We start from the raw sequence: 6,730 nt of genomic DNA on the forward strand, positions 1-6,730 counted from the left end.
GGTCGCGGTGCGGTACACCGCCGTCGAGACGGCGGGCGGCGACGGCTCGGCGACGGCTCAGGCGTTGCGCGAGGGCGGGATGTCGGGCTCCCAGTCGACGGCCGCGACGAGGCGGTCGAGCACCCCCTCGATGTTCTCGCCTTCGGCCACGCTCATGTAGGCGTCGGCCTCCACGTCGGTCGACACGTCGGACTTGTTGCAGACTGTCACGACCGGCGCGTCGAAGCGCTCGTCGAGTTCGTTCCGGAGTTCGAGTTGGGCGTCCAGCGGGTAGCCGCAGTTCCCGGAGGCGTCGACGACGAACAGCACGGCGTCGGCGAGGTGGCGCAGCGCGGAGACGGCCTGGGCCTCGATGTCGTTGCGCTCGTCCTCGGGGCGGTCGAGCAGCCCCGGCGTGTCGACGATCTGGTAGCGGATGTGGTCGCGCTCGAAGTGGCCGACGTGGACCGCCGTCGTCGTGAACGGGTAGGACTCGATCGCGTTGCTCGCGTTGGTCACCGCGTTGACGAAGGAGGACTTCCCCACGTTGGGGTAGCCCGCGACGACGATCGCGGGCTCGTCGGGCCGGATGTCCGGCAGCGTCTTGAGCTCGTCCCGGGCCTCGCCGACGACCAGCAGGTCGTCCTCGATCTCCTCGACGATGTCGGCCATCCGGGCGAACGCCTGCTTGCGGTGCTTCCGGGCGGTGTCGGTGTCGCTGTTGCGGATCTTCGAGGCGTACTCGTCGCGGAGCTGTTCGATCTGGTTGCCCGCCCACGTCACCTCGCTGAGCGCCTGTCGCAGCCGATCCACGTCGACGATCGCGTCGGCGAGCTCGTAGTAGAACGGGTCGACGTAGTCGAAGTCGGGCCAGGCGCCCGCCACGTTCTGGAGGTTGTCCGAGAGGATGTTGCCGGCGGTCCGTAGCATCGCTTCCTGTGCCTCGTAGGGGTCCTTCGCCCGCCCCGTCCGCGACGCCCGGGAGAACGCCTTGTCGAGGAGCTCCTCCGACCGGGGCGTGGTCGGTAGATCTTCGAAAGTCATCGATTGCGGGGTTCTACCCGGCCAACGCGTAAAAACGCGTCCGTTCGGGGAACGACTGGATCCGCCCCGAGCTACGACTGACGCGGGAGCTCTCGCCCACGCAGCCCCGCAAGCCCGCCGCTGGTCTGGGAGATATTGAACGCCATCACGAGGTCAGTCTGGGAGAGCAGGCCGACGAGGTTCCCCTCCGCGTCCGTCACGGGGAGCCGGCCGGTGCGGTGGGCCTGGATCGCGTCGAGGGCGTCCATCAGTTCGCTGTCGGGCGAGAGGGTCGGAACGTCGTAGTTCATCACGTCCTCGACGAGGTAGGCGTCGCGCTCGACCTCCGGGACGGATTTCGTGTCGTCGAGCGTGACCATCCCGACGAACTCCCCGTTGCGCAGCACGGGGTAGCCGACGTGGCGCTCGCGGAGCATGCGCCCGATGAGTTCGGCAACGGTGGTCTCCTCGTCGACGGTCTGTAGCTCTTCGGCGGGCGTCATGATCTCCCGGACGGTCACGCCCTCGAACGCCGCCTTCAGCGCGGTGCGCTGGGCCTCGCCGGAGGCCCCGATGTAGATGAAGAAGGCGACCGCGACGAGGATCAAGTCGAAGCCGATCAGCCCCGCGAAGCCGAGCAGCACCGCGAACCCCTTGCCGACCGTCGCCGCGATCTGGGTCGCGCGGACGTGCGAGCGGTTCCGCGCGAGCAACGCCCGCAGCACGCGGCCGCCGTCCATCGGGAACCCCGGCAGCATGTTGAACGCCGCGAGCATGACGTTCACCAGTGCGAGGTAGCCGAACACGAACTGCACGGCCGGGAGGCTCCCGGGCGTCGCGACGAACGCCGCGTAGGAGACCACCCCGACCGCGACGCTCACGATCGGCCCCGCGACGGCGACCGAGAACTCCTGTTTCCAGTCCTCGGGCATCTCCGTGAACTGGGCGACGCCGCCGAGCAGCCAGAGCTTGATCGAGTCGATCTCGAAGCCGTAGCGCATCGCGACCAGCGAGTGGCCCAGTTCGTGGAGCAACACCCCGACGAACAGGCCGATCGCCGACGCCGCGCCCAGTATCCAGGGGGTGTTCCCCTCGGTCAGCGGCGCCGTCCCGGGCACGTCCGACGGGAGGATGCCCAGAATCTCGACCCAGAAGCCGACCTGGGAGCCGATCACCCACGCGAACAGCGGCAGCACCAGCAGGAACGTCACGTCGATCTTGATCGGGATGCCGTAGATCCGCCCGATCTGGAAGCTCGCCATGGGAAACGGTAGCGCGCCAGCGCAGGTAAAACGACTGGTCAGCCGAACCGCTCGCCGCTACACGGCCTCGACGCGTTCGAACAGGTACGTGCCGATCGCGACGGTGACGATCGAGGAGACCACGAGCGCGCCGAGATCCAGCGTGAGCGGGTACGTCGAACTCCCCACAAGCACCGCGCGGAGGCCGTCGACGCCGTAGGTCAGCGGGTTCGCGAGCGCGATCGCTCCCACCGGGTCGGGGAGGCTCGATATCGGGTAGATCGCGCCCGAGAGGAAGAAGATCGGGAAGATGACGAACTGGACGACCAGCCCGAACCCCTCGCTGTCGCTGAACTGCGACGCCAGCGCGACGCCGAAGCCGACGAACGTCGTCGCGATCAACAGCAGCACGACGAGCGCCACGGGCAGCGCCAGCAGGCTGCGTATCTCGAACCCCAGCGGGATCGACAGCAGGAGGATCAGCGCCGCCTGCACCAGCGCGGTCGTCGACCCGCCGGCGATCCGCCCGAGCACGATCGACGTACGGCTGACGGGCGCGACGAGGATTTCCTTCAGGAAGCCGACCTCCTGATCCGCGAGGATCGACATCCCGGCGAAGGAGGCGCCGAAGAGCATCGTGAACCCGACCATCCCGGGGACGAGGTACTGGAGGTAGTCGACGCCCTCGGGCAGCCCGGGGATCGCCGCGCCGCTGAAGCCGAAGCCGAGGAAGACGAGGAACAGTAGTGGCATCGCGATCGAGCCGACGATCCGGGAGGGCGTCCGGGCGAACCGCTTCACGTCCCGGAGCCAGAGCGCGTAGATCGCCAGCGGGCCGACGCGCTTCATCGGTCACCCCCGGCGGCGCCGACGACCGCCTCACCGTCGTCCGACGCCGCGCTGTCGGCTTCGTCAGCTTCGCGCTCGGCCATCGTCGCCCCCGTCAGCGAGAGGAACGCGGTTTCGAGGTTTGGCTCGCGCACGTCGACGGCGGTGACCGGGACGCCGGCGTCGTCGGCCAGCCGGACGAGATCCGCGATCCGCTGCCGGCCGTGATCGACCGTGACGCGCAGTCCGCCGTCGGCGGTCGAGAACTCCGACACCCACGACTGCGCGGCGAGCCGGTCCCGGAGCGTCGCCGTAGAACCGTCGAGTTCGAGGCTGACCACGTCGCCGCCGATCGACTCCGTGAGCGCGCCGGGGGAGTCGATCGCGGCGATCTCTCCGTCGTCGACGACCGCGACGCGGTCACAGATCTGTTCGGCCTCCTCGATGTAGTGAGTCGTCAGCACGACGGAGACGCCGGCCTCCTCGTTGAGCCGGCGGATGTACTCCCAGGAGTCCCGGCGCGTCCGCGGGTCGAGCCCGGAGGTCGGCTCGTCGAGGAACAGCACGGCCGGCTCGTGGAGTAGCCCGCGGCCGATCTCCAGCCGGCGCTTCATCCCGCCGGAGTAGGTGCCGACCGGGTCGTCGCGCTCGTCGTCCAGCCCCACGAGGTCGAGGATCTCGTCGATCCGCTCCTCGCGCTCGCCCGCGGACTGGCCGTAGAGCCGGGAGTGGAAGGCGAGGTTCTCCGCGCCCGTCAGTTCCTCGTCGAGCGCCTGCTCCTGGAACACGATCCCGATGCTGTTGCGGACCGCCGCGGTGTCGTCGACGATGTCGTGCCCGTCGACGGTCGCGGTTCCCTCGCTTGGTCCGAGCAGCGTCACGAGCATGTTGATCAGCGTCGACTTGCCCGCGCCGTTGGGACCGAGCAAGCCGAACAGTTCCCCGTCCTCGACGGTGAACGAGAGGTCGTCCACCGCGACGGTCTCACCGAAGCGCTTGGTGAGGCCGTCGACCTGTATCGCCGCCATGTGAACGCGGCTGAATAAACGTTCAAGGCGGAAGTAGCTGCCGGCACGGCTCCGGAGACGATCGATCGGCTCGCGAGAGAGATTCGATATCGCCCTCTGCGGTTTATCGGTCCAGATACTCCTGCTGGATCTCGACGACCTCTGCCGAATCCTCGCACTCCGAGTACCGTTGGAGGGGTTCCTCGTTGAGTTCGAGGAACGTCTCGCCCCAAGTGAACTTCGAGAGGATCTGCTCGGCTTGGGGCTTCTCGCCCAGAATCACGAGCGCGCCGGCGAACGCCTCGACGGTCGTGAGCTGCATCGGCTTCCCGAAGTTCACCGGATTGGCGGCGACGAGGTAGGGGAGCGCGCGGTGGTCGCCGTCGATGGTGAACTGCTTCTCGCCGGCGGACTCCCACGAGCAGTCGAGCGCGACCAGCGCGTGCTCGGCGGCCTCGCGGTCGGCGGGCGAGAGCGCGCGCTCGGCGTGGGGGTTGAGCACGACCCCGTACGGCGTCGCGCGGTCCGAGCGGTGCAGTTCGGCGAGGTCGAACCGCGAGAGCTTCCGGGCGGTACACTTCTCGGGGTCGTCGTCGCCCTCGTACCGGACGTGCAGGTCCACATCCCGGCTGGGCGCCCGAGCGACAAATGCCCCCCGGAGACCCGCGGCTTCTTGGCCCCGCTGGCCCGACGTGGGGTATGAGCCACACTGATCCGGTGGAACGCTACTACGAGGCGGTCGACGCGATGGACGCCGACGGGCTCGCGGCCGTGCTCGCGCCGGGGTTCCGACACGACCGCCCGGACCGGACTATCGAGGGTCGCGAGCGGTTCGTCGCGTTCATGATGGACGAACGCCCCCGGACCGACACGGTTCACGCGGTGGACACGCTGTTCCTGCCCGAAACCGAGGACGGCGACGACGCCCGCGGGCGCGAGGTCGCGGCACACGGCCGACTGTTCGGAGAAGACGGCGAGGAACTGCTCGCGTTCGTCGACCTGTTCACCGTGGAGAACGGGGAGATCGTCGATCTCCGAACGTTTACGAAATAGCGCTCAGTTCCCGTCGCCGACGGCGCTCTCGCCGACCGGCTCCTGGCCCTCGATGACCTCCTGTCCGCCCATATAGGGCTGGAGCGGTTCGGGCACGTCGACGGTGCCGTCGTCGTTCTGGTAGTACTCCAGGATCGCAACCAGCACGCGCGGGACGGCGACGCCCGAGCCGTTGAGCGTGTGGAGGTACTCCGCCGACTCGTGCTGCTCGGGGCGGTACTGGATCCCCGCCCGGCGGGCCTGGAAATCACGGAAGTTCGACACCGACGAGACTTCGAGCCAGCGGCCGCCCTGCTCGGGACCGTCCGCCATGTCGTCGCCGGGCGCCCACACCTCGATGTCGTACTTCTTGGCCTGCGTGAAGCCCAGATCGCCCGTACACATCTCGAGGATGCGGTAGGGCAGCCCCAGCGCCTGCAGCACCGACTCGGCCTCCGAGACCAGCCCCTCGAAGCGCTCGTCGCTCTCCTCGGGCCGGACGAAGTTGACCATCTCCACCTTGTTGAACTGGTGGACGCGGACGATTCCGCGGGTTTCGGTGCCGTGCTCGCCGGCCTCCTGCCGGAAGTTCGGCGAGTACGCCTGGTACTTCAGCGGCAGGTCGTCGTCGAGCAGGATCTCGTCGCGGTGGAGGTTCGTGACGGGCACCTCCGCGGTCGGGAGCAGCCAGAGGTCGTCGTCGTCGTACGGCTCGTCGTGGCTCCCCTCCAGCCGATAGGCGTCCTCGGTGAACTTCGGGAACTGGCCGGTGCCCTCCATCGACCGGCTGTTGACCGGGATCGGCGGGAACACGTCGGTGTACCCCTGCTCGCGGTGGGTCTCGAGGAAGAACTGGATCAGCGCGTGTTCGAGGCGGGCGCCCTCGCCCTTCGCGAAGTAGTAGCCGCCGCCGCTGACCTTCGCGCCGCGCTCGAAGTCGAGGATGTCCAGTTCCTCACCGAGGTCGTAGTGCGGCGTTACCTCGTCGGGCAGGTCACGCAGGTCGTCGAACCCCTCGCGCCGGCGCTCGACGTTTTCGCTCTCGTCTGCCCCGCGGGGCACGTCGTCGTCGGGGAGCATCGGGATGCGCATCATGCGCTCTTCGAGTTCGTTTTCGAGCTCGTCGGCGCGGTCTTCGACCTCCTCGAGGCGTTCCTTGAGTTCGCTCGATCGGTCGATCGCCTCCTGAGCCTCTTCCTCCTCGCCCTCGCGTTTGAGTTCGCCGATCTTTCGGCTGACTTCGTTGCGCTCGTGGCGGAGGTCGTCGCCCTCGGCCTTGAGGTCGCGCCACTCGTCGTAGATCTCGAGGATCTCGTCGAGGTCCACGTCGTCGACGCCCTTCGAGTCGAGCGCGTCCCGGACGCGCTCTGGCTCCTCCCGGAGCGTCTGTCGGCTGATCATGGGCGGGCTTCTCGGTGATTCGGGAAAACCGTGTCGGGTCGATGGGAACCAGTGGCAGCCGCGAGTGTCGGTTGTTGGGGCGGTACGTGCGACGGAAACGGTTGTGGGCCGTCGGCAACGGCAACCGCAACAGCAGCTCGGTGCTAGACCACTTGTGACGGCAGTGCGCCGGGCATGAAGCCCGGCGCAGCGCCGAGTCCCCACCCCTCCCCCCGCGGC

At 68.3% G+C, this 6,730-nt stretch carries 7 protein-coding genes; 1 reads left to right on the plus strand and 6 read right to left on the minus strand.

Annotated features, from left to right (window positions below; genetic code table 11):
* Nucleotides 1-57 precede the first annotated feature (57 nt).
* From ACFR9S_RS04240 to ACFR9S_RS04260, 5 genes are all read right to left on the minus strand, one after another.
* Nucleotides 58-1,023 carry an NOG1 family protein gene (locus tag ACFR9S_RS04240; protein WP_379731463.1) on the minus strand — a complete coding sequence of 322 codons (966 nt, stop codon included), beginning with the start codon at nucleotides 1,021-1,023 and terminating at the stop codon, nucleotides 58-60.
* A 71-nt stretch (nucleotides 1,024-1,094) separates the two neighbouring features.
* Nucleotides 1,095-2,264: a CBS domain-containing protein gene (locus ACFR9S_RS04245; protein ID WP_379731462.1), complete on the minus strand. Its 1,170-nt coding sequence runs from the start codon at nucleotides 2,262-2,264 to the stop codon at nucleotides 1,095-1,097.
* Nucleotides 2,265-2,321: 57 nt separating this feature from the next.
* The gene (locus tag ACFR9S_RS04250; protein WP_379731461.1) at nucleotides 2,322-3,092 is read right to left on the minus strand and encodes an ABC transporter permease; all 771 of its coding nucleotides are present in this window, start codon (nucleotides 3,090-3,092) and stop codon (nucleotides 2,322-2,324) included.
* Entirely contained in the window at nucleotides 3,089-4,099 is a 1,011-nt protein-coding gene (locus ACFR9S_RS04255; RefSeq protein WP_379818125.1) for an ABC transporter ATP-binding protein, read from the minus strand. The genes ACFR9S_RS04250 and ACFR9S_RS04255 overlap by 4 nt, the downstream gene beginning before the upstream one ends.
* Before the next feature lie 103 nt (nucleotides 4,100-4,202).
* Nucleotides 4,203-4,700, minus strand: coding sequence for a DUF367 family protein (locus ACFR9S_RS04260; RefSeq protein WP_379818126.1), 498 nt, complete (start codon nucleotides 4,698-4,700; stop codon nucleotides 4,203-4,205).
* Between the two features lie 77 nt (nucleotides 4,701-4,777).
* Here ACFR9S_RS04260 and ACFR9S_RS04265 point away from each other — a divergent pair, with 77 nt between their 5' ends.
* Complete coding sequence (locus tag ACFR9S_RS04265; protein WP_379731458.1) at nucleotides 4,778-5,131, plus strand: nuclear transport factor 2 family protein; 354 nt, start codon at nucleotides 4,778-4,780, stop codon at nucleotides 5,129-5,131.
* 3 nt (nucleotides 5,132-5,134) lie between these two features.
* Here the strand turns inward: ACFR9S_RS04265 and serS are convergent, their stop codons facing one another.
* The gene (gene serS / locus ACFR9S_RS04270) at nucleotides 5,135-6,511 is read right to left on the minus strand and encodes a serine--tRNA ligase (RefSeq protein ID WP_379731457.1); all 1,377 of its coding nucleotides are present in this window, start codon (nucleotides 6,509-6,511) and stop codon (nucleotides 5,135-5,137) included.
* Nucleotides 6,512-6,730 lie beyond the last annotated feature (219 nt).

It is taken from the genome of Halolamina salina, from assembly GCF_042678005.1.
Lineage (GTDB): Archaea > Halobacteriota > Halobacteria > Halobacteriales > Haloferacaceae > Halolamina > Halolamina salina.